At 29.7% G+C, this 26,648-nt stretch carries 23 protein-coding genes; 5 read left to right on the top strand and 18 right to left on the bottom strand.

Going from position 1 to position 26,648, the window contains the following annotated elements; genetic code table 11:
* Positions 1-5: 5 nt before the first annotated feature.
* Entirely contained in the window at positions 6-1,484 is a 1,479-nt protein-coding gene (locus tag Q4512_RS03220) for a DUF5687 family protein (protein ID WP_303421542.1), read from the bottom strand.
* Positions 1,485-1,583: 99 nt separating this feature from the next.
* On the opposite strand from Q4512_RS03220, the gene Q4512_RS03215 reads away from it, so the two are divergent.
* Positions 1,584-2,639: a ferredoxin--NADP reductase gene (locus tag Q4512_RS03215; RefSeq protein ID WP_303421540.1), complete on the top strand. Its 1,056-nt coding sequence runs from the start codon at positions 1,584-1,586 to the stop codon at positions 2,637-2,639.
* Between the two features lie 256 nt (positions 2,640-2,895).
* Here Q4512_RS03215 and Q4512_RS03210 read toward each other — a convergent pair whose 3' ends face one another.
* The 3 genes from Q4512_RS03210 to Q4512_RS03200 form a co-directional block, all read right to left on the bottom strand.
* Positions 2,896-3,906, bottom strand: a complete 1,011-nt coding sequence (locus tag Q4512_RS03210) for a glycosyltransferase family 9 protein (RefSeq protein WP_303421538.1) — start codon at positions 3,904-3,906, stop codon at positions 2,896-2,898.
* Positions 3,907-3,962: 56 nt separating this feature from the next.
* Positions 3,963-4,571 carry a DUF4254 domain-containing protein gene (locus Q4512_RS03205; protein ID WP_303421536.1) on the bottom strand — a complete coding sequence of 203 codons (609 nt, stop codon included), beginning with the start codon at positions 4,569-4,571 and terminating at the stop codon, positions 3,963-3,965.
* 88 nt (positions 4,572-4,659) lie between these two features.
* On the bottom strand, positions 4,660-7,380 hold the full coding sequence (locus tag Q4512_RS03200) for an SdrD B-like domain-containing protein (RefSeq protein ID WP_303421534.1): 2,721 nt from the start codon (positions 7,378-7,380) through the stop codon (positions 4,660-4,662).
* 210 nt (positions 7,381-7,590) lie between these two features.
* On the opposite strand from Q4512_RS03200, the gene upp reads away from it, so the two are divergent.
* The gene (gene upp / locus Q4512_RS03195) at positions 7,591-8,250 is read left to right on the top strand and encodes a uracil phosphoribosyltransferase (protein ID WP_303421533.1); all 660 of its coding nucleotides are present in this window, start codon (positions 7,591-7,593) and stop codon (positions 8,248-8,250) included.
* Here upp and Q4512_RS03190 read toward each other — a convergent pair.
* Complete coding sequence (locus tag Q4512_RS03190; RefSeq protein WP_303421531.1) at positions 8,221-9,162, bottom strand: DUF6427 family protein; 942 nt, start codon at positions 9,160-9,162, stop codon at positions 8,221-8,223. The genes upp and Q4512_RS03190 overlap by 30 nt on opposite strands.
* Positions 9,163-9,209: 47 nt before the next feature.
* Here Q4512_RS03190 and Q4512_RS03185 point away from each other — a divergent pair, with 47 nt between their 5' ends.
* Positions 9,210-9,437: a DUF6341 family protein gene (locus Q4512_RS03185; protein ID WP_303421529.1), complete on the top strand. Its 228-nt coding sequence runs from the start codon at positions 9,210-9,212 to the stop codon at positions 9,435-9,437.
* Between the two features lie 3 nt (positions 9,438-9,440).
* On the opposite strand, the gene purD is transcribed toward Q4512_RS03185, so the two are convergent.
* Positions 9,441-10,712 carry a phosphoribosylamine--glycine ligase gene (purD, locus tag Q4512_RS03180; RefSeq protein ID WP_303421527.1) on the bottom strand — a complete coding sequence of 424 codons (1,272 nt, stop codon included), beginning with the start codon at positions 10,710-10,712 and terminating at the stop codon, positions 9,441-9,443.
* 84 nt (positions 10,713-10,796) lie between these two features.
* Here purD and Q4512_RS03175 point away from each other — a divergent pair, with 84 nt between their 5' ends.
* Positions 10,797-12,107 (top strand): phenylacetate--CoA ligase family protein, encoded by a 1,311-nt coding sequence (locus tag Q4512_RS03175; protein WP_303421525.1) that lies wholly within the window; start codon positions 10,797-10,799, stop codon positions 12,105-12,107.
* Positions 12,108-12,238: 131 nt separating this feature from the next.
* Positions 12,239-13,402 carry a glycosyltransferase family 4 protein gene (locus Q4512_RS03170; RefSeq protein WP_303421523.1) on the top strand — a complete coding sequence of 388 codons (1,164 nt, stop codon included), beginning with the start codon at positions 12,239-12,241 and terminating at the stop codon, positions 13,400-13,402.
* Here Q4512_RS03170 and Q4512_RS03165 read toward each other — a convergent pair.
* The 12 genes from Q4512_RS03165 to Q4512_RS03110 form a co-directional block, all read right to left on the bottom strand.
* A complete protein-coding gene (locus Q4512_RS03165) occupies positions 13,399-14,757 on the bottom strand; it encodes an exopolysaccharide biosynthesis polyprenyl glycosylphosphotransferase (RefSeq protein ID WP_303421521.1) in 1,359 nt (452 codons plus the stop codon). The two genes, Q4512_RS03170 and Q4512_RS03165, sit on opposite strands and share 4 nt — an antisense overlap.
* Before the next feature lies 1 nt (position 14,758).
* Positions 14,759-15,745, bottom strand: coding sequence for a UDP-glucuronic acid decarboxylase family protein (locus Q4512_RS03160; RefSeq protein ID WP_303421519.1), 987 nt, complete (start codon positions 15,743-15,745; stop codon positions 14,759-14,761).
* Between the two features lie 12 nt (positions 15,746-15,757).
* Positions 15,758-17,062, bottom strand: coding sequence for a UDP-glucose/GDP-mannose dehydrogenase family protein (locus Q4512_RS03155; protein ID WP_303421517.1), 1,305 nt, complete (start codon positions 17,060-17,062; stop codon positions 15,758-15,760).
* 77 nt (positions 17,063-17,139) lie between these two features.
* Entirely contained in the window at positions 17,140-17,880 is a 741-nt protein-coding gene (locus tag Q4512_RS03150; protein ID WP_303421515.1) for a WecB/TagA/CpsF family glycosyltransferase, read from the bottom strand.
* A complete protein-coding gene (locus Q4512_RS03145; RefSeq protein WP_303421513.1) occupies positions 17,870-19,042 on the bottom strand; it encodes a hypothetical protein in 1,173 nt (390 codons plus the stop codon). The genes Q4512_RS03150 and Q4512_RS03145 overlap by 11 nt, the downstream gene beginning before the upstream one ends.
* On the bottom strand, positions 19,017-20,804 hold the full coding sequence (locus tag Q4512_RS03140) for an O-antigen ligase (protein WP_303421511.1): 1,788 nt from the start codon (positions 20,802-20,804) through the stop codon (positions 19,017-19,019). Before Q4512_RS03140 ends, Q4512_RS03145 begins: the two co-directional genes overlap by 26 nt.
* 3 nt (positions 20,805-20,807) lie before the next feature.
* A complete protein-coding gene (locus Q4512_RS03135; RefSeq protein ID WP_303421509.1) occupies positions 20,808-21,323 on the bottom strand; it encodes a DapH/DapD/GlmU-related protein in 516 nt (171 codons plus the stop codon).
* Positions 21,310-22,554: a hypothetical protein gene (locus Q4512_RS03130; protein ID WP_303421506.1), complete on the bottom strand. Its 1,245-nt coding sequence runs from the start codon at positions 22,552-22,554 to the stop codon at positions 21,310-21,312. The genes Q4512_RS03135 and Q4512_RS03130 overlap by 14 nt, the downstream gene beginning before the upstream one ends.
* Positions 22,551-23,891 carry a hypothetical protein gene (locus tag Q4512_RS03125; protein ID WP_303421505.1) on the bottom strand — a complete coding sequence of 447 codons (1,341 nt, stop codon included), beginning with the start codon at positions 23,889-23,891 and terminating at the stop codon, positions 22,551-22,553. Before Q4512_RS03125 ends, Q4512_RS03130 begins: the two co-directional genes overlap by 4 nt.
* Entirely contained in the window at positions 23,881-25,347 is a 1,467-nt protein-coding gene (locus Q4512_RS03120) for a lipopolysaccharide biosynthesis protein (RefSeq protein ID WP_303421504.1), read from the bottom strand. The genes Q4512_RS03125 and Q4512_RS03120 overlap by 11 nt, the downstream gene beginning before the upstream one ends.
* Before the next feature lie 6 nt (positions 25,348-25,353).
* Entirely contained in the window at positions 25,354-25,809 is a 456-nt protein-coding gene (locus Q4512_RS03115) for a YhcH/YjgK/YiaL family protein (RefSeq protein ID WP_303421503.1), read from the bottom strand.
* 5 nt (positions 25,810-25,814) lie between these two features.
* Positions 25,815-26,648 carry a cytidylyltransferase domain-containing protein gene (locus Q4512_RS03110; RefSeq protein WP_303421501.1) on the bottom strand — a complete coding sequence of 278 codons (834 nt, stop codon included), beginning with the start codon at positions 26,646-26,648 and terminating at the stop codon, positions 25,815-25,817.

The raw sequence follows: 26,648 nt of genomic DNA, 5'->3' as shown, positions 1-26,648 counted from the left end.
ATATTTTAGTTATCGTGATCAAAAGCATCAATCATTTTATATTTAGAATCTAAATATTTTTTGGTTATTAATTTCATTATTTTTTGGTGGAAAACAATTCCTATTACTCCTAAAAGGATTAGCGCTAGAATGCCAATTTCAAAATGGAAAGTGAAATTAAAAATGGCAAATATCCCCATTGGTAAAAGCATTAATGGTATACCAATAATCCATTGTACTGCTCCTGTACCTTGAAAGTTAAAAGCTGCTCTTTGATTTAAATCTATTTTTTTTCGATTAAAAGATCCACCTAATAAAATGACATACGTATTTACACCAATATTATAAATTGCAGCAGCAAAATGTGCGAGTAAAATTTTCCAACCAAAATAGACGTAAGGAATACTTAAAACAAAAAGTATTATTACACTAAGCGTCATTAATGTGTACTTCGATTTTAAATATTGTTTGTATTTAATGTTTTGGCTCATTAACATTTTGTAGTAACCACTATCCCAAGCTGGAATAAATTGCCCAAAATTGATAAGAAAAATACCAGTTACAAATATGCCAACAAACGCAAATAAAAATTCTTTGTCTTGATAGATTGGATTTGGATAAAAGAACAAACCATATAATAGTCCTAAAAACAACATCCAAACCGAAGATTTAGGTCGCTTATTTCGCCATAGTAATTTTAAATCTAATTGCATAAAAGGCGCAATATCTCCAAACTTTTTAGTCCATTCTAGATTAGATACATTTACCTCTTGGGTTTTTGTTTTTAAAGAGCTATCTAAGAACAATTTATTACGAAGTATTTTAAAATTATAAAGATATAAACCAATCCATATTAAGATTGGAACTATCAAGAACAATGGATTATTAGCAATGGCCTGCACTCCATTAGATAAGGTTTCTGCAATACTTATTATTTGAAAATGATTTAAAGCGAAAAGAGAGCCTGCTAAAAGTATAATTGGTAAAAAAGATAATTCTGTTTTAGCAGAAAGGCTTTCAATAATAAAATTCAGGAAGTTATTTATTTGTGTAATTATAATAATGGTAAGCATCCAAACTAAAACAGTAGAAACGTTGTAGTCTTTTACTATAAGTGTAACTCCAAATGGTATTATTGCAAATAATGGTAAGAAATTAAAAAAAGAGAGAGCAGATTTCCCTAAAACAAAATTCACTACTTTTTTACGTTTTATTGGTAGTGTAAGTAGTGGTTTTACACTCATTACTGGTAATTTTTGAAAGAAAAACCGAACCACTAAGTCGCCTAAAACCCAGAAGAAAATAAAACTATTAAACATTACAAAAGGGTCACTTTCTGGAAATACTTTTTTAAGCATTGGGTACATTGCAATTCCCATGATTAAAAACATAGCTACAAAATATAAAGCAAAAAAGAGCATTAGTATTTTTAACACAAGGCTTTTACCAAAGCTTGCAGATCTAGTAAATTGTTTCCATTCTAAATCTAAAAAACGTTTTATCATTTTGGTTAGGTTTTAAAGATTAGTAATATAAAAACCCTTTTTGTTACAAACAAAATGTAATTCGTATTTTTGTTTCTTATTTTTACAAAAAATAACAACATGTCACAATTTCATAAATTAACCATTAAAGAGATACATAGAGAAACTGAAAAAGCAGTAAGTATAAGCTTTAATGTACCTGAAAACCTAAAAGAAAACTTTACTTTTAAAGCTGGTCAATATATTACCTTAAAAACTACAATTGAAGGAAAAGAGGTAAGACGTGATTACTCTTTATGTACTTCGCCAAAAAGTGACACTCTAAAAGTAGCTGTAAAAGAAGTAGAAGGAGGAACTTTTTCTGCATACGCAAATAACATTCTAAAAGTTGGAGACACATTAGAAGTCGCCTCGCCAAAAGGAAGATTTGTTTTTACACCTAACGACTCTATAACAAAAAACATAGCTGCTTTTGCTGCAGGAAGTGGTATTACGCCTGTTTTAAGTATTGTAAAATGTGCTTTAGAAGAAGAAGTGCATAGTAAAGTAATTCTAGTTTACGGAAACAAAACAACTAAAGACACCATGTTTTTAAATGAATTGTTAGAGTTACAACATACATATAAAGAACGATTTTCAATTCAATTTTTATTTAGCCAAGCAGATGAAGACGATGCTATTTTTGGAAGGATTGAAAAAAGTACTGTGAATTATGTAATGAAAAACAAGTATAAGCATGTAGAAGTAGATGCTTTTTACCTTTGTGGACCTGAAGCAATGATACATACCGTTAAAAATGTTTTAACAGCGCATGATATTAACGAAGATAGAATACATTTTGAGCTTTTTAAAGCAGCAAAACCTGCTCCTATAAATGAAGAAGTTACTGATAATGGTAAAACAGAAATCACAATTACAGTAGATGATGAAACAACAACATTTACCATGTCTCAAAAACAATCTATTCTTGAAGCTGCTTTAGATGAAGACTTAGACGCTCCTTATTCTTGTCAAGGTGGAATTTGCAGTAGTTGTATTGCAAGAATTAAAGAAGGGGAAGCAACCATGAGGCAAAATAATATTTTAACCGCTAGCGAATTGGCTGAAGGTTTAATTTTAACTTGCCAAGCACACCCAAAAACTTCTAAAATTATAGTAGATTACGATGATGTTTAATAGGTAAAAAAAAGATGAAAATCTTTCCCGAAATAACATTTTATCGATGAAAATATAGTTTTAGCTTAAAAAATATACACTTTAACGATTATATTATCTTTTCCTAGAGGTTAATTTTTTTTAAAAAATAAACCAAATATATTCGTTCTAGTTTTAAACAATAAATGATAATAGTTAGGGATTATTTATTTTATGGTAAGTTTAAAATGAGCCCTACTCTTTGGAGTAGGGTTTTTTGTTTTTAGTTCTAAAAACTTTAAAGAATAGTATTTATTAAGTCAATAATTTTTTGTGTCGAAATACTTTTTGCGGCATTTTCATAACCTTCAGGAAACTTGTTTCCATAAATAGAAGTTGGTATTAATGGATATTGTTTTCTATCTGCTAATAATGCATAATTTTCAGGTTGGTTAAACGGATAAAAACCAGCAAATGGATGAGTAACACCCCAAATAGTAACCGCTTTTTTACCTAGCATAGCAGCTAGATGTGCATTACCTGAATCCATAGACAACATAACGTCTAAATTAGAAATCACATCTAATTCTTCATTTAAACTTAATTGGCCTGCTAAATTAATTACATTCGAGTTTCGCTCTAACCTTTGTAACTCTGGTATATCTTGTTTTCCTCCAAATAGAAAAATAGTGTGCTTCTTGGAAAGTGCTTCAATAACTATTTGCATAGCTTCTAAAGGATACATTTTACTTTTATAGGTTGCAAAAGGAGCAATACCAATCCATTTTTTAGTTTTTTCTCCAGTTATAGAAAGCATCTTTTTTGGAAGGCTAATTTTTTCTGAAAAAGTAGGCTTGGTTAGATCTATAGGTAAGCCAAGGACTTTAAAAACATCAGCATACCTTTCATGGGTTGATTTTAATTGTTTAAAAACTTTCCCAGAAATTAATGCTTTTTTTTCAGCTCTACCTTTATTTATTTGAACAAAAGGGATTCCAAAGAAAAAGGCTTTTAAAATTTTAGTTCGTAAAACATTATGCAAGTCTGCAACTGCATCTATCTGGAGTTTTTTTAATTCTTTTGAAAGCTTATAGAGTCCGAAAACTCCTTTATGCTTGCCTTTTAAATCAATGGAATAAACTGTAACATTTTTTAAATCTCTAAAAAAAGGACTAAAAAACTCACGTGTTAAGAAAGTGATTTTTACATTTGGATGCTGTTGGGTAAATGCGCTTAATACAGGAACTGTCATTGCTACATCTCCCATTGCTGAAAGCCTAATTACTAATATATGTTTTGGTGTTTTCATAAAACCTATAAGTATTTCTTTTTAAGAAAGTGGTTTCTTAAACGGAAAAACACGAGTTACTTTTGGTTTCGTAAAACTGGGTTTAGCTCATCATCGTTATACATTTTCATTTGTTTGTATACTTTCATGTATTTATCGCCATTTGCAATATCATTTAACAAGGTATCAATTGCTGTTGATAAGTCTACACGTTGTTCTAATAAGATGTCTAGTTTCTTTTGGCAGGCAGCTTTATGTACATCTGTAGCATTTGTTCGAGTAGCTTCTTCGTTCATGTGATAAACTTTTAAAGCTAAAATAGATAAACGATCAATTCCCCAAGCTGGACTCTCTGTATTAATGGTAGCATTCTTCTTTACTGAGACTTCTTTATGTTTTTCTAAAAAATAGCTATCAATATATTCTACCATATCTGTTCTATCTTGATTAGAAGCGTCTATTTGGCGTTTTAATTTTAATGCAGCTACAGGATCTATTTGTGGATCTCTAATAATGTCTTCATAATGCCATTGTACAGTATCTATCCAACATTTTCTGTATAATAAATGTTCTAATAAGTTCTTTTCTTTATTATAAATATTATTGAAAGGTTGATCTACAGTATTTAAAACGTGATATGTATTAATTACGTCTTGAAATATTTTATTCGCTTTTTCTGAAAACATATTTTAATTATTAGACTACAAATATACATTAATGGAACCAAAAAAGCCGCTTAAAGCGGCTTTTTGGTTTCCAAATAAATAAGCTTAATTATTGTTTAACAAATCTTTTAACTATTGTTTTATTATTACCAGTTGAAATTTTTGCTAGATATAAACCAGCACTTAGCTTGTCTAAATTAAACTTTACTTCACTTAAACTAGACTCTTCACTATAATCTTTTGTCATAATTAACTTACCTGTTATACTGTAAATATTAACGACTGTATTCTCATCTAGTAAATCCGATTTTACAATAATGAATTTCGTTGAAGGATTTGGATATAATTTTATACCATTAAATAATTCTAATGATTCTGCATCTAAATCTTGTTCAACTTGAGCAAACGCTCTTACTTCTGGATTTTGAACAACTGCTTCATTATTATTTAAAGGATCTTCAGATTTTTCTTTTGTTTGATCTTCTTCCTCGGCAGCAACTTTAGAGTTACCCGATAATCTGTCTATTCCAAAATCAACATTTTCGGTAGTTTCCTGCAAATCAAACGCATAAATACCGTCTGGATTTTGCGTTCCATTATCTAAATCAAAAGTAGTAAAGAACCATAGAAATGGAGGATTGTTTTGCGGTGTTATTGCATATACAATTTTATTACCAGGAGTAACATCGTTAAAGGAATAATTAGGGTTTGCAAATGATGTAAACTTAGTTTCTAGATATTCATCTCCAGAATCTAAAATTCCATTACCATTTACATCATTAAATAAGTTAACAATAATATTTGGTAAAGGTGTTTCTGATGGGTCTTTTACACCATCCCTATTGTTATCATCCCAAACAACTCCAGAAATATTAAATCTCTCTACTATTTCTTCGTTAATCCCAAAATCAACTCCTGTAACATCTTCGGTAGAGCTAATAGTAACTATTTCTTCTGTTGTTAATGTGTATAAGTTATCGTTTGAATCTTCAGGTGTAACTACAACTACAAACACATTTTCATGGCTTACGTTAGTAAAACTATAGTATCCATTTTCATCGGAAGTAGTTATTTCTAATTTTAGATCATCCGCATCTAGCACTCCATTATTGTTAGTGTCTGCATATAAAACAACAGGGATGTTATTTAAATATGCTTCACCATCGTCGTAAGTAGCGCTACTGTTATCATCATCAAACACAACTCCTTCAATGTAATAGCTAATAATGAAGGTTTCATCAATACCAAAATCAACTCCAGTAACATCTTCGGTAGAAGTAATTACAATCACGTCATCTGTAGTTGAAGTATAAGTAATTTCTTCTGTATCTTCTGGTACTGTTACAACCACCAATATATCTTCTTCACTAATATCTGTAAAGTTGTAATAACCGTTTTCGTCTGTAGATGTAATATCTAATTGCACATCATTATCATCTAAAATACCATCATTATTGCTGTCTGCATATAATGTTACTCTTATGTCCTCTAAATTAGCTTCTTCTGTTTCTTGGCTTCCGTTTTGGTTATCATCATCAAAAACAGTTCCTTCTAAATTATAAGAAACTTCCACATCAACAACTAAATTTAAATAATCTGCTGCGTCAGTAATTTTACCTCTGTCTTCTGAAGATAAACCTTGAATTTCAATCAAACTACCTAATTGAATATTATTATAGGTTTGTAATTGATTTGGCTGTGTATAGCTTTGTACATAACTTTTTCTAGTACAACTAGTATAACAAGACCCACTATGAGAACAAGTCTTGATATTTTTAAGCAAATGTAAATTACTGTTTTTATCTTTTGCTATTTGTGCATACACATCTTCGTTATTTGCCCAGCAAAAAGTATTTGTGTCAAAATCGAAATGTTGTATTTGATATGTTGTTACTGCATAAATTTCTCCTTCGTCACTTGCTGCAATATCACCAAGTTCCCCTTTGTATAGAAAGCTAGAATGGCCATTATTATCATATTTAGGGCTTGCATTTGATATGGAAGATGAATCTCCACTAAAATCTGAAAGATTATTAAAACACACTTCTAATAAATAAATTCTATTATTATAAGAGCTATAACCATATCTCTCATTACTACTTTCACTAGAACCACTTAAAGAATTTGTGTTACCTAACAAACTAGATTCAGACTCATAATCCCGTATGTTAGAATTATCTTCTTTTTTATCATTTCTTATCGTTTCATTACTATTATAACTAGGTAAAATATCTCCAGTAGTTGATCTACCAGTGTTTGTTTCGGCAGAAGTATTTATAAGCGAACCTTTATTTATCTTAACGCCTTCTAGTTCTCTTTTTAGTTCGTCTTTTACATTTACTACACCACTTGAAGTTCTGTAGTTATAACAATTTGTTGGATACTCCATAGCAAAATAAAGTTTGCCATTATAAAAAGTTGCACCACCAGAACCTAAACCTCTAGATGAATATGCGTGTCCTGTTGCTGTAAAATACGATCGAATATCCCCAAAAGATTTGTGTGTATTTGTATATACATTGTAACCATAAACGGTCCAATTGTATCTGGAAGCTTGGTTGCTTACGTAAAAAATCCACCCTGTGCTTGCATCAACAGCTAAGGAGTTAATCTCAGATACATAAGGGGAAGAAGTTAGCAAAGTTGCTTGATAGCTTTCCATATTTACTGTATAAATATGACATCCAGCAGACACAATCAATGAATTGTCATTTGTGGTCATCATAACACTTGCTGCTTCACCTTCAATACTTAAAGGTGCATTAGCTTCCATTTTATGAAAACCAAAAGTAAAAGCCAGAAAGGCTAGAATTGTAATTTTTAATTTCATGTTAATTAGTTTTATGTTTAAATTATAGCAAACTATAACATAAAACAGGTAAGAAATTTCGGATAGATTTTTGTAATGGGGAGCATAAATATACTACAAATTACCACTATTTTAAGATAATTTAAAAAATTGCATATTTTTTAGACTAAACTCATAAAAAGTCGATAAAATCCTTAAATTTTATATTTTTTTTATGCTTATTTTTATGCCATGAAAATATACAATCTAGCAAAAGAAAATTCTATTTTAAATTCATTTGTTTCTGAAATAAGAGATGTGAAAATTCAGAAAGACAGTATGCGTTTTAGAAGAAACATCGAGCGTATTGGTGAAATATTGGGTTATGAAATGAGTAAGTCTCTACAATATAACGCATCAACAATAGAAACCCCTTTAGGGAATTGCAAAATAAACGTAATGAATAATGATATTGTATTGTGTTCTATTTTAAGGGCTGGAGTACCATTACATAATGGTTTATTAAATTATTTTGATGCAGCTGAAAACGCTTTTATTTCAGCATATAGACATCATAAAGATGATCCAGATAGTTTTGAAATTATTGTGGAGTATTTAGCTTGTCCAAGTTTAGAAAACAAAACACTTATTCTAGCAGACCCGATGTTAGCAACTGGACAATCGATGCTTGCTACTTTTGAAGCTTTAAAACCATTTGGAAAACCAAAAAACGTACACTTAGTAAGTGTAATTGGTGCGCAAGAAGGTGTAGATTTTATAAACAAAAATTTTAGTGAAGAAACGAGTTTATGGATCGCAACAATTGATCCAGAGTTAAGTGATAAAGGTTATATAGTTCCTGGATTAGGGGATGCTGGAGATTTAGCTTTTGGCAAAAAAGTGCAGCATTAATAATATAAATGGTACAACTAATAATATACTAAAAAAGACCTCCTTAAACCATTTTTCTTTAATAATTTCAATATAATTAGTAATTATTATGGTTAAAGGTGTAAATAAAAATAAAAGTTCACTTCCGTTTTTACTTGGAGCAATAACAAATAATATAAAGGCAAGTAATAGCGCTGTAAAAATTGTTTTAAATGCTGGTCGTATCGTTCTCACTTTCTTTCTTAAATTCTTTAAATAGTAGAAAACAGACCAAAAACCAAAGGAAAATAGTAAAGTTAAAGCTACTAAAAACTGAAGTGAATTGTAGCTATTAAAATTTAAACTTATTTTAATATTACTAGTAAAGAAACCTAAAAATGTATTATTAAATAATATAGAAGCACTTACAGCTAATAATAAAACGATGGCAATACCTAAAAAAGGGACCAACCAATGCTTTATGTTGTTACTAGAATGAAACAATAAAACGAAAGGGATTAAAACAAGAAATAAAATCGACCAAAAATAAAAGAAAGAAGCTAGAGTAATACAAAAAGCAGCATCAAACAGTTTACTTTTAATATTTTTTTTGGTTCGCAGGCTAATTAAACGTCTTAAAGCAAAAAGAACAAAAAAATTAGCCAAAATAACTTTAGAACTTATTAAAGATTCTGGCAAGAGTAGTACAAAAAGACTAAATAATATTATTTCTAAATTACTTTTAAGTGTTAATTCATTTTTTGTTACAATAAAGTTTAATAATAAAACAGAAAAATAAAGAACCATAAAAACGCCCACTTGTTGTATAATAAACACTGTGGTAACAGCTTCTTGTACATACTTTAATTTAACACTTAAAAATGCTAAAGCAGTAATTACAAAAACTATTAAAAAATTTATTGGCTTAGATTTACTAAAAATACTTGTAATCATTAACTCTTTTTGTATTTTTGCTTTGTAAATATACTATTATTACTATTATGAAAGATTTCTTTTACGCTATACAAGACTTATTTGTTAATGTTTTATTTGCACCATTAGATGCAATTAAAAAATTAGAACTTGAAAACTGGTTTGCAGCAAACATTATTTCTTGGATTTTTATTCTTATTGGATTTGTAGCAATGGTTTACTGGATGCTTCAATTAAGAACATTTGATAAAAACAATGAAGAAGATAAAAGTGTTACCTCTCATTCTTATTTATAAGAATTACAGGTCAAAACCAATATCTTTACGATAATTCATCTTATCAAAATGTAGTTTTTCTATGCTTTGATAAGATTTTTTTATGGCTTCTTGGTAGGTATTTCCATAACTTGTAATTGCCATTACGCGTCCACCAGAAGTAACTATTTTACCGTCTTTAAGTTTTGATCCTGCATGAAAAGCTATAGACTCTTTAATATTTTCTACACCTGTAATTTCTTTTCCTTTTTGATATCCTTCTGGATAACCTCCAGAAACTAACATCACCGTTGTTGCTGCACGTTGGTCTATCTCAATTTCTATGGCATCTAAAGTTTGGTTTGCTATTGCTTGAAAGATTTCCACTAAATCATTTTTAAGTCTTGGCAAAACCACTTCGGTCTCTGGATCTCCCATTCTTACATTATATTCGATAACCTTAGGGTCGTCCCCAACTTTTATTAAACCAATGAAAATGAAACCTTTATATGGTAAATTGTCCTTTTGTAAACCAGATATCGTTGGTTTTACAATGCGCTCTTCAATTTTATTTAAAAACTCTTTTGTAGCAAAAGGTACTGGAGAAATTGCTCCCATTCCTCCTGTATTTAACCCAGTATCTCCTTCACCAATTCGTTTGTAATCTTTTGCTGTTGGTAAAATTTTGTAATTTTTCCCATCGCTTAAAACAAAACAGCTTAATTCTATGCCGTCTAAGAACTCTTCAATAACAACTTTGTTACTTGCTTCACCAAACTTAGCATCTAATAGCATACTTTTTAATTCTGCTTTCGCTTGGTCTAAATCATTTAAAATTAACACCCCTTTACCTGCTGCCAACCCATCCGCTTTTAAAACATAAGGTGCCTTTAAAGTTTCTAAAAACGCATAACCTTCTTCTACGTTATTTGCATTAAAACTTTGATACGCTGCAGTTGGGATATTGTGTCTGTATAAAAACTCTTTAGCAAATTCTTTACTACCTTCTAATTCTGCTGCTGCTTTTTCTGGGCCAATAACCGCAACGTGTTTTAATGCTTCATCTTGTAAAAAGAAATCATGAACTCCTAAAACTAGTGGGTCTTCTGGGCCAACTACAACCATATCAATCTCTTTTTCTAAAACCAAGGTTTTAATAGATTGAAAATCGGTTACACTTAGATCTACATTTGTAGCAATTGCTGCTGTTCCAGAGTTACCTGGAGCAACGTAAATATTTTTACACAAAGGGCTTTGAGCGATTTTCCAAGCAAAAGTATGTTCTCTTCCACCAGAACCAAGAATTAAAATAGTCATGTTGTATTTTGTTTGCTCAAAAATAAAACTAATGCGCCGAAAACACGAATATTTTTTATTTACTTTACAAAAATATCTTATTGTTTGAATTTGTTTAATCTTTCTTTAAAACTAAATGGCTTTCCTATTAAGAAAGCTAAGCGTACTTTGGAAATGATTCAAGGAAAAAATGAAGCAGATTTTGAAGATTATATCCTTCAGAAAAAAAAGGATATTTTTAATTATCACCTTCAAAACAATTCGTTTTATCAGCAAATAGCTAAAAATGCTACTATTACAGACTGGAAAAGTATTCCAGTACTAACTAAAAGCGATTTACAAAAACCTCTCGACCAAAGACTTTCGGAAGGGTTTACTACAAAAAATGTATATGTAAACAAAACTTCAGGCTCCTCTGGAGACCCTTTTGTTTTCGCTAAAGACAAATTTTGTCATGCTTTAACTTGGGCTATAATACAAAATAGATTTGGTTGGTTTAGTTTAGATTTTAATTCTTCAAAACAGGCACGATTTTATGGTATTCCATTAGACAAAAAAAACTATTATAAAGAGCGATTAAAAGACTTTTTAAGTAGTCGTTATCGGTTTTCGGTTTTCGATTTAAGTGATGCTGCTTTTGCAAAATGTTTGGTGAAATTTAAGCGAACAGAATTTGATTATATCAATGGTTATACAAGCGCTATTGTGCAATTTGCAAAGTTTTTGGAAAGAAAAAATGTTGTTTTAAAGAATGTTTGTCCTACATTAAAAGCATGTGTTATAACTTCGGAAATGCTTTTTGAAGACGATAAAAAGCTACTTGAAAAACAATTTAACATTCCGGTAATTAATGAATATGGAGCATCCGAACTTGACTTAATTGCTTTTCAAAACCCTGAAGATATTTGGCAATTAAATAGCGAAACGCTTTTTGTTGAAATTCTAGATGCAAAAGATAATATTTTACCATTTGAAAAGGAAGGTAGAATTGTAATTACATCGCTTTACAATAAAGCACATCCCTTTATACGATATGATATTGGTGATGTTGGAATACTAAGTAAAAACAGTACTTTACAAAAACCTATACTTAAAAAACTTATTGGCAGAACTAATGATATCGTTATTTTACCAAGCGGTAAAAAAGCTGCTGGGTTAACTTTTTACTACATTACTAAAAGTATAATTGAAGATAATGGAAAGATTAAAGAGTTTATTATTGAGCAACTTAAACTAAATGAATTTAAAATTATTTACGTTAGCTCGGAAGTTATTTCGGAAGAAAAAAAAGAGAATATAAAAATTGAAATTGAAAATTATTTAGAAAAAGGCTTGACTATTATCTTTGAAAAGCAAACGAAAATAGAACGATCCAAAAGCGGAAAGTTGAAACAGTTTATATCTTTACTAACTTAAATGAAACTAATTAATATTAAAAGGCTAACAAAACGAAGGGGTATGCATTGTAAAACCCAACTTGATCTAAACTTTTTAGCTAGCTTTCCTTTTAATTTTCTAATTGTTTTTTTTGAAATATATAAATTGAAATGAAAGATATTTTAATTATAACTAGTTACTTTCCTCCAGAAATTGGAGCAGCTTCAAATCGAATTTTTCATTTAGCGGAAGGTTTGCAGCAACGTAATTTTAAAGTATCCGTTATTACACCTCTACCTAATTATCCAACCGGGAAAATATTTGAAGATTACCAAAAGAAGTTTAAGCATACTAGTATTGAAAAAAACATAATAATACATCGATTATGGATTTATGCAACAGTTTCTAAAAACAAATTTTTGCGTTTAATAGCAATGCTTTCCTATAGCTTTAGTTTAGTTTGGTTTTTTATTTTTAACAAGGTACCCAAAACGGTAATTGTACAGTCTCCTCCTTTGCTAGTTGCATTTACTGCAATGTTTTTTTTGCGTTCTAAAAAAAGAAAACTCATCTTAAATGTAAGTGATTTATGGCCAATTGCAGGATTAGAGCTTGGTGCTTTAAAAAAGAATTTTAGTTATAAAATGCTGGAAAAAATTGAACGATTTAATTATAACAAAGCAGATTTAATTTTAGGGCAAAGTGAAGAGATACGAACACATATTCATTCTATTTTCCCTAAAAAAGAAGTGTTTTTATATAGAAATTATCCAGATTTTGAAGCTCCAGAAATAGAAGCTAGAGAGCCTTCCGAAGAAAAAATAAAACTAGTTTACGCTGGACTTTTAGGAGTTGCTCAAGGTGTTTATAAACTTTGTACAGCGTTAGAGTATAACAATATTGAATTACATATTTATGGCTCAGGAGCCGAACAGAAGCGTATAGAAGGCTTTTTAGTAGAGCACCCTGAACTTCCTATATATTTTCATGGAAGAGTAACGCGCAAAGTATTACACAAAGTCCTTTTAGGATATGATGTAGCTATTATTCCTTTGTTAAATAGAATATATGGTTCGGTACCTTCAAAAATATATGAATATGCAAAACTTGGATTACCAATTTTGTATTTTGGGGGTGGCGAAGGAGAAACTATTGTAAAAAACAACAAACTTGGTTGGATTGCTACTGCTTCAAACTATGAAGATTTAAATACTGTAATTGCATCTATAGATGTTTCGGAAATTACCTTTGCTACAAAACAGAAAATAAAAGAAACCGCAACAATAGCTTTTAATTTAGAAGCACAACTTATAAAGCTTTCTAGCGCACTCTAGTATGCTTTATCTTCTCCGTTAACAACATTCATGAATGTTTGGGTAACAATCTTAAGATCTAATAATAGAGACCAGTTCTCAATATAAAAGATATCTAGTTTTACTCGATTAATTATATCTTTATCGGTTTCTATTTCGCCTCTAAAACCACTTACTTGTGCTAATCCTGTAATTCCAGGTTTGACAAAGTGTCTTACCATAAATTTATCTATTCGTTTTGCATACATATTGGTGTGACTTACCATATGTGGTCTTGGTCCTACAACCGACATGTCTCCAAACAATACATTAAAAAACTGAGGTAACTCATCGATACTAGTTTTACGAATAAACTTACCTATTTTAGTAACACGTTGGTCCCCTCTTGTTGCTTGGTGTAAGTTTGCATTTTTATTTGGCGTCATAGATCTAAACTTATAACAATCAAATTCTTTATAATTAAAACCGTTTCGAGACTGTTTAAAGAAAATTGGCCCTCTAGATTCTAATAATATTAGTATTGCAATAATTGGAGTTAACCAGGATAGTAAAAGAATAATAACTGCAGATGAAAATACAATATCGAATATTCTTTTAAGAAACTGGTTTACAGAATCTTCTAAAGGTATATTACGAAACGATAAAATAGGGGTGTAATTATAATATTCGTACTTTAATTTTTTAGAGTATATATCTTTATTATCTGGTAAAAACTTTAATATCTTAAGGTTATTATCTGCAAAGTCTATAACCTTACTTAATTGGCTGTTGGTAAGTTGCGATAAAGAACAGTAAATTTCATCTACGTTTTCCTCTTTTAAAAAGGCAAAACATGCTTGTAAATCTACTTCAGTAATATTTTTAAAACTAAAGGTTTTGGTATGCGAATAACCGTATTCTGGTTTATCGTTAAAAAATTTTTCTAGAGCAAGCGTTTGTTTGTTTTTACCTAAAATAGCAGTAACTCTATAATTTCCACCAAAAGAAACTCGATACCTTTGTAATAAATAATATAAGGTAAATTTAAATAGCGTTACAAGAGCAAAAACACTAACAATGTATTTAAAAATTGTTTTTGGAAGAATATCTAATTCGTAATAAAAGCCAGAAAACGCAAAAATAACAAGTGTAAAAAGAGCCATTTGCCTAAAAACAAGTGTCATAATTGCTACTTCACGAGTATATCTAAAAACACCATAAAACTTAGAAAGTGTAGAAATAATAATCCATGAAATAGATATAGTTAAAACAAAGATTGCTGGATCAACACTTTTAAAAAAATAAAGTATTGCCAAACTATTTATTATAGTTAAATCTATTAAATATGAAATTGGTCTTAAATAGACTGAATATCTTCCTTGCTTAAATGTGCTCAATTTATTTTTTTATGTGTTTAGAAAAATCTTTATGCTCACTTTTATATAAATCTTCGTCGGATAAAGATTTAAAATAATTAAATGTTTTAAGCATACCTTCTTCGCGTTCAACTTTGGGTTGCCAACCTAATAATTTTTTTGCTAAAGTTATATCTGGTTGCCTTTGTAGTGGATCGTCTACTGGTAATTCTTTATAAATTATTTTTTGAGAGGTATTGGTTAGTTTAATAATTTCTTCAGCAAAGTCTTTAATTGTAATTTCGTTCGGGTTGCCAATATTTACCGGGTTTGCATAATCACTAAACATTAATCTAAAAATGCCTTCTACTTGGTCGTCTACATAACAAAAAGACCGTGTTTGCATACCATCGCCAAAAACAGTTAAATCTTCTCCTCTTAGTGCTTGCCCCATAAATGCAGGAATAACTCTACCGTCATTTAACCTCATTCTTGGCCCATAGGTATTAAAAATACGAACAATGCGCGTCTCTACACCATGAAATCTATGATATGCCATCGTTATAGATTCTTGAAAACGTTTTGCTTCGTCATAAACACCTCTAGGTCCAATGGTATTTACATTACCGTAATAACTCTCTGTTTGAGGATGAACTAAAGGATCTCCATATACTTCGGAAGTCGATGCAATTAGCAACCTTGCATTTTTAGCTTTGGCTAAACCTAATAAGTTGTGTGTACCTAACGAGCCTACTTTTAAGGTCTGAATAGGTATTTTTAAATAGTCTATAGGACTTGCAGGTGATGCAAAATGCAATACATAATCTAAATCTCCTTCAATGCTAATAAACTCTGTTACATCATGTTTAATAAACTCGAAATTAGCATTGTTCTCTAAATGTGAAATATTTTTTTTATCTCCAGTTATAAAGTTATCCATACCTATAACATAAAAACCTTCAGCTATAAATCTGTCACATAAATGCGAACCTAAAAAACCTGCTGCTCCTGTTATAAGTACTTTTTTCATGATGGTTAGTTGTTATGATTTTCTACCTATTGAACTATATTTAAACCCTTCTGCTTTAATATCATCTACATCATATAGGTTTCTACCATCAAAAATAACAGGTTCTATCATGTTTTGTTTAAGTTTATTAAAATCTGGTGTTCTAAATATACTCCATTCTGTACAAATTATCAAAGCATCTACATCTTTTATTGTTTCATACATATTAGAAGCATAATGTAATTGATCACCAAACTTTCTTTTAACGTTTGGCATAGCTTCAGGATCAAAAACATTTAACACGACATCGTGCTTTAGTAATTCTTCAATCATGTATAAGGAAGGTGCTTCACGAATATCATCTGTTTCGGGTTTAAATGCTAATCCCCAAATTCCTATTTTCTTTCCTTTTAAATCGTTATCAAAATGGGAAAGAATTCTAGGTATTAATATTTTTTTCTGAATATCATTTACTTTAATAACGGCATTCAATATATCGAAGTCATAACCGTTATCTTTACCTGATTTATGTAAAGCTTTTACGTCTTTAGGAAAGCAAGAACCTCCATACCCTATTCCTGGAAAAAGGAAACGTTTACCAATACGAGAATCGGTTCCCATTCCGGCTCTTACCTTATCAACATCTGCACCAACTTTTTCGCAAAAGTTAGCAATTTCATTCATAAAGGTAATTTTGGTTGCTAAAAAAGAATTGGCTGCATATTTGGTGAGCTCAGCCGACTTTTCGTCCATTATAATAATTGGATTTCCAGACCTTACAAATGGTTTGTATAGCTTTTGCATTAAAGCTGTTGCCCTGTCTGAACTTGAACCTACTACAATTCTTTCTGGTTTTAAAAAGTCGTCTACAGCAAACCCTTCTCTTAAAAATTCTGGATTAGAAACCACATCAAAATCAACAGATGTTTCTTTTGCTATTGTTTCTTTTACTCTATCTGCAGTACCAACAGGCACTGTACTTTTATCTACAATTACTTTATAGTCTGTAATTAATTTACCAATATCTTTTGCTGCTCCTAAGACGTAGGATAAGTCTGCTGAACCATCTTCATCTTCTGGCGTTGGTAAGGCAAGAAAAATAATTTCGCCATGCTCTAAACCTTCTTTTAAAGAGGTTGAAAAGCGAAGTCTGTTTGCTTTTATATTTCTTTCAAATAAAACATCTAAGTGTGGTTCGTAGATTGGCACCTCACCGTTTTGCATTAGTTTTACTTTTTCTTCATTTATGTCTATACAAAGAACTTCGTTTCCTGTTTCTGCTAAACACGTTCCTGTTACTAAACCAACATAACCTGTACCTATAACTGATATTTTCATAAATTGCTTTTATGTAAACAAAAGTAAGAAAGTTATTAGAATTTATTGTGGTTATTTTTAGATTGTCTTTTTAGAGCTTATTTTTTACTTTTAAATCTTTCTTTTAACACCAACAAAATAAATTTAGAGTTTCCAATTAAGTACCTCTTCCACATACGTTTTGGCTCTTGCGCAAACCTATAAAACCACTCTAAACCAGCATTTTGCATCCAAATTGGCGCTCGTTTAACTAAGCCAGAAACCACATCAAAACTACCTCCAACTCCCATAATAAAGTTTACTTTACTTAAGATCTCTTTATTTTGAAATAAAAAATTCTCTTTAGTTGGCGAACTAATCGCTACAAATAGAATATTAGCGCCACTATTAGCTATTTGGGTTGCTATTTTTTGTTCTTCTTCTTTTTTAAAGTAGCCATTTCTATACCCTGCAATAATGTTTGGAGAATATTGTTTAGCATAAGTGTCCACTACTTTCTTAACGATATCTTCTTTAGCACCAAAGAAGAAAATTTTATGGCCTTTTTTATGTGCTAATCCAACAAGATTCGACATTAAATCTATTCCTGCTACACGCTCTTTTAAAGGTTTTCCTAGTATTTTGGAAGCCCAAACAACTGCTTGTCCATCTGCATTTATTAAATCACTCTCATTTACACTTTTACGCAATTCTAAATCGTCTTGCATGGATACTATTTTTCCAGCATTAACAACTACATGATGAATACTCTTATTCTCATGAATTGATTTCTCAATCTTTGCAAGAGTTTCTTGCATTGTGTAATTATCTATTTGTGTGTTTAAAATGTTAACTTTCATGCTCTTTTGTGGATTGGAAATATAGTTTCATTATGCACATTAAAATAGCGACCGAACTGTTATAAAAAAAATTGCCCGCTAACGACATAACAATACAAATAAATAAAATAAAACAAATGTAATCTTTTGAAACATTATAAATATACAAAACGCGATATAGTATGTATACATATAAAGCACCACCAATTATTCCAAAAAAGTAGAAAACATCAATAAAGTCTAAACCACTTTTTATTAAAATGCTACCGATACCACCAAAAAGATAGTTAATAAGGGTCCAATCGGATTGAATAAAAGGAATTAAATGCTCTTCTAAAATTAGATCTCGATAAGAAAAAAGCGCAGTTAAAATCCCATATTGCTCAATTATTGGCAAAAACACATCGATATAAGGTGTAAAAAAAAACAAGATTTTTTTATTAAAAATAACAGCCAATACTAACGCAGCGAAAATGATTAAAACAAACACCTTATTTAAGAGTAGTTTTCTTTTAAAAACAATAAACAACACACATAATAACAAAGATAAAACAGCTGCTTTTGTACCAACAATGATCGCAGAAAAAGCAACTAACAAAAACAAAAGTTTTTTGCTTTTATTTAAAATAAAAGCTTGATGTGTATAATAAAATACGCCTATTAAATAAAAATAACTAGCGTAACTTGATTTTATTAAAAAGCCGCTGTAACCAAACCGATCTGCTTGATAGGTTTCAAAAAACGTAATAGAAAAAACAAAACCAACAATAACCGCAATAGAGTTTACGATTATTACAATTTCAAACCATTTAAATATCTGTTTTTTTTGTTCTTCAGAAAGGGTTAAGGTATTTGCAAATAGCAAGACAATAGCCAAAAAAACAGAATTATTAAAGTACTCAATATTTACAAATATATTATCCTCTTGTATAGCAATTTGACCTAGCAAGAAGAGTATCGCTAGAATTACTAAAAGCCCTATGTTTTTGGTGTTCTTTTTATATTCCTTTAGAATAATAAAACCCATGCCTATTTGTGCTATAAATTTAATTACACCAGCAATTCTATACTCCTTTAAATGGAGGTCTATTAAGTATTTATAAATTGCTTCAGAAACAAAGAAAGTTACCAAAAGCACTATAATCCAATTAATATTTTTAGCTTGTGTAAGCTTTTTCATCATTTCGTGCAAGGTTAAAAAAATAGCAATACCAAAAAGCAAATAGAACAAGACCAGCTTGTCGTTGCATATAAGACTCAACTAAAAATAGAACGACACAAACAAAAACAAAACATTTTGCGTACATGTTTTTGGCCATAAACAGTTTATATAAAGCGAATATAAACAATAAAAAAGCAGGGAAACCATGCGCTAAAAAAAGTTCTATAAATTGATTATGACTATTATAGCTTCTAAATTTTGTGTTTACATTATCTTGTATTGAATTAGAGATTGCGTCTCTTGTATTATTACTACCTACTCCAAAAACAAAATTGTTTTTTATTTCTTTAAAACTGGCCTCCCAAATTGATAGTCTTGCATCCAAGCTATTAACATCTCCAATATCACTATTATTTTGTATGGGTGCTTTAGTAAGAAAAAAAACAACCAAACCTATTGAAAAACAACCAACAACCAGCAAATATAAAGCACGTAATTTGGCCGTATTAGCGTAGGCATACATTCTAAAAACCAAAAGTAACAAGCCTACTATTAACGGTAGTCTTGCGTGCATTAAATACATAAATACTAGCGCCGAAAAGTAAAACACAATTAAAAACCCATTATTTTTTAAAGGTGTTTTAATTTTAAAAATAAATACAATTAAAATAAGAAAGCTAAAATAACTAGTATGCCAAAACTGTTCTAATTTTAATTCTAAAAACGGAATAAAACCATAGTCCGTGTTCTGAGTTAAAAAATTACTAATTGCATATACTAATAGTAAGCAAAAGTATATTAACAGTCCTTTTTGAAAAGAAAGAGCAATTTTTTCCATTTGATTTTTTTTGATATTAAAAAAAACCAAAGGCATTAGTAACAGGTACGAATAATCTAAGAGACTATCCATTACTTGTGCGCTCGTACTAGACATTATAGACGAAATAACAATCCAAACAAAAAGTGCTATTAAAAAAACATTTCCTTTTAAATATTTAATAAGTTTTGGAAATTGATTTTCTCTATAACTTTCAAACAAGGTAATAAGAGCTAATGTAACTAGTAATGTATGCGAAATAATAACCCAGAAGGGTAATATAAATGCCCATACGATTAACAAAAAAAGCTTTATATTTTTTATGTTTATTTTTATGTTTTTTACAGGATATAATGGGGGAATTTTATTTTTGAAAGCGAGAAAAAGAACAAATAAAAGGCTTGCTAATATTCCGTTAGCTACTAACGGAATTAGGCTATGCTTTTTATAATCTCGTTTGTCATTTAAAATGGTGGTGTCATTTAACATTATCCAGTTACGCTTGCTAGTTGTAGACTGCACACTCACGCCTTGTTTTTTAGTAGTAATCAAACTACCATTGCTAGTATAGTGAATAATGCTTCTATTATTCTTACTACTGTACGTTTTTCCGCTAATCGTATAATCATACGAAGCTATTTTAATAGAAGACTTTTCTTTGGCTACCCAAAACAAACCTATATAATCAATTTGATCCTTTGTAGGAATATCAAAATCAAAGTCATGCTCTGTATTTGGCTGTAACTGTATTCTATCAGAAAAAAAACGTTCTTCAGAATACTTGTTTTTATAAACATACCATACTGTTGTAGGACTAGAAACAGTTAAATTAGTTTGAATTGAAAATGGTTTATGTTCTCTTTGAAAAAAGAAAGCGAAGTATAAAAGGTTAAGAAGTAATAAGACGAAACCGCCTTGTAGCAGTAATTGCTTTTTTTTACTAAAAAACACACTTTGTTTTTTCATATGTTATTTTCTTTCTCTAAGTAATCGCGCAGGAATCCCGCCCATAATAGAGTATGGCGCTACATTTTTAGTAACCACAGAATTGGCACCAATTATAGATCCTTTTCCTATGGTAATCCCTGGTAATATAACAGCATTAATACCAATCCAAACGTCATCTTCAATAGTTACTGTTTTGGTTTCAGATTCTCCAGACTTTACCATTGGTATATTAATATCATGATAGTTATGTGTTTTACTATAAATAGAAACATTAGGAGCTAACATAGCATAATCTCCAATTTGAATACTTCCTTGCAAAAACACATTTTCGTTAATACGAACATGTTTACCTATTTTTAAATTTTTTGCGTTAGAAAGATAAACTCCAAATTCGAATTTAGAATTTTTATCGAAAGGCATCACTTTTAAAACCTTTGCCATATACCACATTCGAACAACATTACTTATTCCAATTAACCTAGAATGTGGTAAGTATTGTATAAATGAATAATATATTATTAGTTTAAGTTTTTGCATACTTGGTTCTAAATTTAAGTAAAGATATTTTATTAATAGTTAACGCGAAAAATATGGCACACAAATAACCAAAGGAACTAATTAATACAGGTTGAAAAAAACTAAGTCCTAAGAAATATACTATTAGAAAGTTTTTACAATACCCTTTATATTTATTTCTATCCCAAACACGTGCTTCAAAGAGTTTAAAAAAGAAAAACATAAAAATAAGTATCCCTATTCCTAGCTCTGTAGTAAACGTAAACATAAAAGCATCGTAAATAGGACCTCTTGTTTGATTAAGCACTTCATAGCCTAGCATTTCTGGACCAACATTATATTTCTCGTAAACATCTGTTGCCATTAATGATACTCTTGACCCAAAAGTACCTATACCACTTCCCCAAGGTAGGTTATCCATTAAAATTTCATGTGATTTCTCAGCAATACGCCACCTAATATACTTATCTCCAAAAGCAACTTGATTTGCTTTAGAAAAAAATACTATATAATAAATAAATAATCCTGCAAAAATACCAACAAAAACAATTGTTTTTTTCATCCATTTTCTAAGTTGAGATCGATAGGGAAAAGGAAAAAACAACATGAAAAGAAAAACAAATAACACTTCTTTTCGAGAAAAAGATAGAATTAAAAAGACAAATGCTAATATTAATTTTCTTTTATCTCTTTTAGTAATTAGTTCTTGAAAACCATAATGATAAAAATACCAAAAGACAATATAGAGACTCATGAAGTTAGCTAAACTTGGTCCTGAACCAAAAAAGGAAACTAAATAAAAACCACCAATACCTCTATCGTGACTAATAATCCCTAAAAAGTCTTTAAATTGTTTATGGAATGGTATTTCAAAAACGGCTATAATTAGCACTAATAATAAGGTTTTATCTAATATTTTTTTTAAACTATAAAGTGTTTGATGCTTTTCTTCTATTGTAAGTGAGTGGTAGTAAAGAAAATAAAAAAACCATTGGCTATATATTACTATTTGAAAAAAGCCCAGAGGGTAAGTGCTCTTTATAAATGTAGTAAGAACCATGTATAGTAATAGTGTGAAAAACACTAAGGATATACTAGTTATTTTACCACGTTTTAATAACTGATATAAATACATGAAAAAGACAAGCATGCTTAGTAGTTCATTATAAACATCAAATGATACACCAGATTTAAGTGTTATTTTGTTTATTAATGGCTGTAGTATTAATAATATTATTACAAGCTTTTTCAAAAGGTTAGATTGGTATTTGCTACATTAGTATAATAATTTCTTGAAAAATAATTTTTAGAAATTATTTCCTCTTCAATTAAATGTTCTTTTTCAATGTTTTCACCTTCATTAATCATCGAAGCATACATGTTTGAAACATCAAAATATTTTTCTGACAATTTATCAATATTATAAAATAGTGTTTTCGCATTAAAAGCAGATGCTTCTATTGCGGTAGTAGAGTAAATTGTAATATTAAAATTAGAATATTTCAACACCTGATATACATTGTTTTCTGGTAAAAGGATACAGTTATCTAATTTAGTATACTTTTTATAATCCATCTTTATATGTCTTGGCTTAAGAATAAATAACCAGTTTTTGTTTGTTTTGGCTTGTTCGGTTACCCAATTTAAAAGTACTTCTTCTTTAATGTTTTGTAGGGTAACACAAAAAATGTATTTATAATTATTTTTTAAAGAGTCTAAATAACTATTTGTATAGTTAATTTGTGTTTCTTCTAAAAACAAGCTCCCAATTGGTAACAGTTGTTGTTTTTTAAAAATAAAATCTTGAGGTAAGTTGTTTTTTTCTTGTTCTCCAAAACTTAATAAATAATCTGGATAATAAAGCGCGTCAAATTTATATACGGAATTATAGAACTGGTGATTATCTCCTATATAACCATGTTGCGCTTCATATACTTTAATTCCATTTAAATGCGCTGCAATCACCACACTTTCTTTAGTAAAAGAGCTGATTAAAAATACAGCTTTCGGTTTTATATATTTGAAAAAAAGCTCATAAAACTTAATTTCTCCTAACTTATTTTTTAATAAATTATTGGTGTTAAATTGGAGGTTATATTCCTGCTTTATATTATCTAATACATCGGCATCTTTATAGTCTAATGTAACAAAAAGGGCACATAAGTAACTACCTAATTTTAGTATTAAATCGGAAATTACATTTTTAGAATAGGTTTCTTCTTTTGAATAATGTTTGTTTATTGCCCATTCAATAAATAAAGCGTTTTCTTGACCAACCTTATCTCCCCAAGAATCGAAAAAAATATCGTACTGTTTCTTGTTTTTTGTAAGGGTTCTTTTATCTGCATTATTAAAAAAAAGAAAATCATACTTTTTTAATTGAAATAAATGCTTTGCGCCATAAAAAAAGTTTTTAATAAGTTGAAGCTTACTTCGAGTCCTTAATTTTTCATTAAAATTAATTTTCCTACTAAATATTTCAAAAAAAACTCGATGTCTAACTAGAGGCCAAGCAGAAAAATTATTAATTTTCAGCTTGTCTACAGCATATTTATTTTCAATTAAATGTAGTTCGTTTTTATTCTTCATTCTTGCTTAAAACCTTAGCGCGAATATACGATATTATTATATTTTTATTTACCCATAATAAAGGTATTAATAAAACCCCAAGCGCTACTGCTTTTAGTGAAATAACAAGCCAAATATTTAGATCATCTAGATGTTCTTGAAAAAGATAGGGCAAGCAGGATACTAAAAACCCTAAAACAATAAATAAAATTATTCTTTGAATACGGTATGGGATATAATATAATTTTTGACTGATAGTATACGCGATTATAGCAAAAATACTTTTAGCCAAAATATTTGCTATTGCTGCTCCCATAATACCATAAAGCGGAATTAAAATAAAGTTAAGCGCGATATTAATAATAGCACCAACTCCTGTAATAATTGGTAAGTACTTTGTTTTTTCAAGAAAAAACACATTACTAAAAGAGTAATAAAATCCATTTACAACAAAAGCAAAAGCTATAAAAGGTACCACAATCCAAGCGGTATGAAACTCTTGATTTGCAATAAGCTTTAATAGTTCTGGCGCCATCCAACTTATTGCAGTACCGAACAAAATATAAAGTAGCACAATTTTATCGGTCACATTGGCTATCAACTCTTTATTTTCTTTGGATGCTTTTAATTGTTCAAAAAACCAAGGACTATATGCTGAATTCACTCCTAAAGTAACCACATTAATTAGTTTTCCTATTTGCGAGCCAATATCAAACAAACCAACTAAACTCAATGTGGTTAGACTGTTTAATATTATTCTATCGGCAAGGTTCATAGCCCAAGCAGATAAATTGTGTGGTAAAATAGGTAAAGCATATTTTAACACTCTTTTTAATTGTTCTTTATGCAGGCAAAGATTAATTTCTTTCAAAGCTCCATAAATACTATAAAAAAAGAAAATCACATTCGATATTGCCAAGGCAAGTAATGCTCCTTCAGCTTTAAAATTAAAGTAAAGAATCAATAAAATAGTTAAGGAAATTATTATAAAGAAGTAAACAAAGTCTAGTAGGGCAGCTCTATTTGCTTCTTGTTTTGCTTTTAACATCGACTGGTAATAATAATATACCGGTTGTGTTGCAACACTTATAAGTGCTAAAAATAAGTAAGGATAAAAAGGTATGTCTTTAAAAAAGTAGTCTAAAATAAAGCTTTTGGAAAGCCATAAAAAAACAGCAAAACAAAGACTTAATATTAAAATTAATGTAAAACTAGAACCCCAAAGTTTTTTTAAATAATCGGGGTTATTGTCTTTAAACTCATAATAAAAATAGGCTGTAGAACCTCTTAAAGATAAACCTGCTATTAAAACAAAAAAAGGAATTGCAGCCATAACAATTCCTAATAAACCATATTCTTCAGTGGATAACTGCGTGGTATAGAGCGGAATTAAAAAAAATGCAAAGCCTCTTTGTAAAAGCGTAAACAAAGCATAGATTAAAGAGTTCTTTGCTAACTTTTTTTTATTTTGAGACATATTTAATTATATCAAAGCCTTAACAACAATTTTTTTTATTTTTTGAGTCGTATCGCCTAATGTTATTGCTGGTTGATGAATATCTTCTGGAGATAAAATTGCAAATTGATTTTCTATAATTTTTAAGGCATTACCTTCTCCACTAAAAAGCCAGTAATCGCCATCGGCATGATACTTTGTGTTTGGTGTCATATCCTCTATTCTAGAAACTTTTATCGCTTCGCTACCAGAAACTATGAATTGAATGTCGAAGTATTTTTTATGCGCTTCCCACATATCCACATTAAATGCTTTGGTGTCATATTCTTGAACTAAGGCAAATACATTATCGCCATCTATTTCTACTCTACCCACTGGTAAATCTTGTAAATTTTTGGTGTTAACTAAAAATTCCAGTCCTTTTTTTATATGTGGACTTAATTGGTGATAAAATGCGGCATTATCTAAAGAATCAAATATCATGTAAATTATATTTTTATAGTTAATTTATGTTCACTTGGTGCAAAATGGTACCCAATTTTTTGTGCGACAACTTTTCCATGATCCATATGTGTATCAAAAGTTTTCTTTATCTTTTCAATGGTTTCTAAAGGTACAGCTGCTTGTATTACATTGGTATTAGAGAGGCTAATTTGCCCTTCTTTTATTAACTTTGATACTTCAAAAATACTTGGATTATGATGTTGAGGAAACTTACTATAAATCTCTGTTATTACATTATAATCTTCTACATAATCACAAGTTAATCTCACGTCTTCAGAAAATAAATCTGTTTCTATATGAAGGTATCCAATCTTAAAAAAGTCTGGTCTATTTACAAAAGGTCCCCAGATTTCTGTATCTGCTTGCTCTTTCATTGCAACAGCAATTTCTAAAGCTTTTGTATTAATAAAATAAGGTGTTAAACCAATTGGTAAACCTGTAGTAAACACAAAATCTAAATCTTCTTTTTTTACCCAATCCACTATTTGATTAGACACGAAAATAGAGTGTAATGGATTGTCTGCAGTAATACTTACAAATGCATCAAAATTGTAATATTTGGCAGCATCTAGTAAGCGTTTTAATACATCGTCTTCAGATCCCGCATAAAACTTAATTTGGTGTTTTAAAGCGTAATCAAATAGTTCTGCATCTTGTGGGTTTGTGGAAGTGCACAAAACGACATCATCAATTGCATTAGTTTCTTTGCAACGATTAATTACGTGGTCTAAAACGGTGTTACCATTTAATGGCAATAGGATTTTTCGTTTTAGTCTACTACTTTTTAATCTTGCTGTTATAAAATTACCTAATTTCAT

Origin of the sequence: Oceanihabitans sp. 2_MG-2023 (assembly GCF_030547245.1) — a bacterium.
Classification (GTDB): Bacteria; Bacteroidota; Bacteroidia; order Flavobacteriales; family Flavobacteriaceae; genus Oceanihabitans.
The sequence above is the reverse complement of the archived record's forward strand: the minus strand, read 5'-3'. Positions and strand labels throughout refer to the sequence as shown.